We start from the raw sequence: 1,404 nt of genomic DNA on the forward strand, positions 1-1,404 counted from the left end.
TCAGCTCGGAGAACGTGCGCAGCTTTTTATCCTTTCGCTGCAGGAACAAGTGGAGAAAGAAATTTATCTCCCACTGTTGGAACTTTCAGCTGCCGGCAAGCAGAATGATACCATTCCCGGAAAAGTCTTTTTAAATGCTGCCTATTTAATTGATAAAAATGCAGAAGCGGCGTTTGACCAGAAAATAAATGATCTGTATGAGAAATGGAAAGACAAAGCGGATTTTAAATACACAGGTCCATGGCCGGCTTATAATTTTGTAAACATACGTCTTCGAATCGAGGGATAGCCATGTTTCATAAGCTATTTACGCTTCCAATCCGGTCGATCATCAAGCTGGGAGAAAAAATACAGGAAGAAGTGGATCAGGAGCTCTACAGCATTCCCTATCTTCAGCAGCAGCTCGTACAGCTCCATACGATGTTTGAGATGGAAGAGATCGACGAGGAATCTTACATTGAAAGGGAACAGGAATTGCTGGCGCGATACAAGATCGCCAAGGAACGCGAAAAACTGGGTTTAGAGTAAAGGTGTGAGGAGGAGCATGAGTGGCAAAGACAAAAACAAAGTTGCTCTACGTGTATGGCATTTCGGCAGCTTCAGATGTTCTTGAAGCCGACCTTGCCCTTGCGGAGGGGATCGGCGGGCAAGCGATACAAATCAAAGTTTATCAAGCCCTAGCTGCCGTCCTGACAGAAGTGAATGGGGAAACCTTTTGCCAGGAACAGATCGATCTTCACGTGAAGGACTCTGAGTGGCTAAAGGAAAAAGCATTCCATCATCACGAATCCATCGCTGCAGTTCAGCAGCAATTCACCATTTTGCCGATGTCATTCTGCACGATTTTTGAAAATGAAAAAAATCTGCAAACTTTACTTATGAATCAGCATGATGAAATCCTCCAAAAACTGAAGAAGCTGAGAGGTAAACAAGAGTGGAATGTTAAGATGTTCTGCAGCCCTGATCGATTGCGATCCTTTGTAGAACTCAAAAACCCTGCGGTAAAAGAGCTGGAAAACCAGATGGCCTCCATGCCGAAAGGGAAACAGTTTTTAATGAAGAAACGGCTGGTGCATTTAGTTGAAAGTGAACGGGAAAGAGAGCAAGCCCAGCTTTGGTTTAAAGTGACAGAGCAGCTCGAGCCTTTCGTTTGCGATCAGCTTGTCAGGCAGAACTGGGGGAAAGAGATGACTGAGATTGGCGAAGAAATGACTGCGAATTGTGATTTCCTCATTGAAAAGGAGAGAGCGGGCGAATTCTTTCAAAAGATTGAAGAGATAGAGGAACAGATGAAGGAAAAAGGGTGCCTGTTTCATGTAACAGGTCCATGGCCGCCTTATCACTTTTCCAAGATGATGAAAGAATCCTTATGAAGCAATTTTCTCCGTTTGAAAACAAAGAGAT

The 1,404-nt window shown here is 44.0% G+C and carries 3 protein-coding genes; all 3 read left to right on the top strand.

What is annotated here, in order from left to right:
* On the top strand, nt 1-289 hold a 289-nt coding region (locus ABHN01_RS25615), incomplete at its 5' end, for a GvpL/GvpF family gas vesicle protein (RefSeq protein WP_429877886.1).
* 2 nt (nt 290-291) lie between these two features.
* Nucleotides 292-528: a gas vesicle protein GvpG gene (locus ABHN01_RS25620; RefSeq protein WP_265408636.1), complete on the top strand. Its 237-nt coding sequence runs from the start codon at nt 292-294 to the stop codon at nt 526-528.
* 20 nt (nt 529-548) lie between these two features.
* The gene (locus tag ABHN01_RS25625) at nt 549-1,373 is read left to right on the top strand and encodes a GvpL/GvpF family gas vesicle protein (protein ID WP_429877887.1); all 825 of its coding nucleotides are present in this window, start codon (nt 549-551) and stop codon (nt 1,371-1,373) included.
* Nucleotides 1,374-1,404: the final 31 nt, after the last annotated feature.

Origin of the sequence: Fictibacillus sp. NRS-1165, from assembly GCF_050468105.1 — a bacterium.
Lineage (GTDB): Bacteria > Bacillota > Bacilli > Bacillales > Fictibacillaceae > Fictibacillus_C > Fictibacillus_C terrinigri.

Excerpts from the sequence above, each read along its gene's own strand:
- ABHN01_RS25620 (WP_265408636.1), top strand. The coding sequence starts at position 292 with ATGTTTCATAAGCTATTTACGCTTCCAATCCGGTCGATCATCAAGCTG.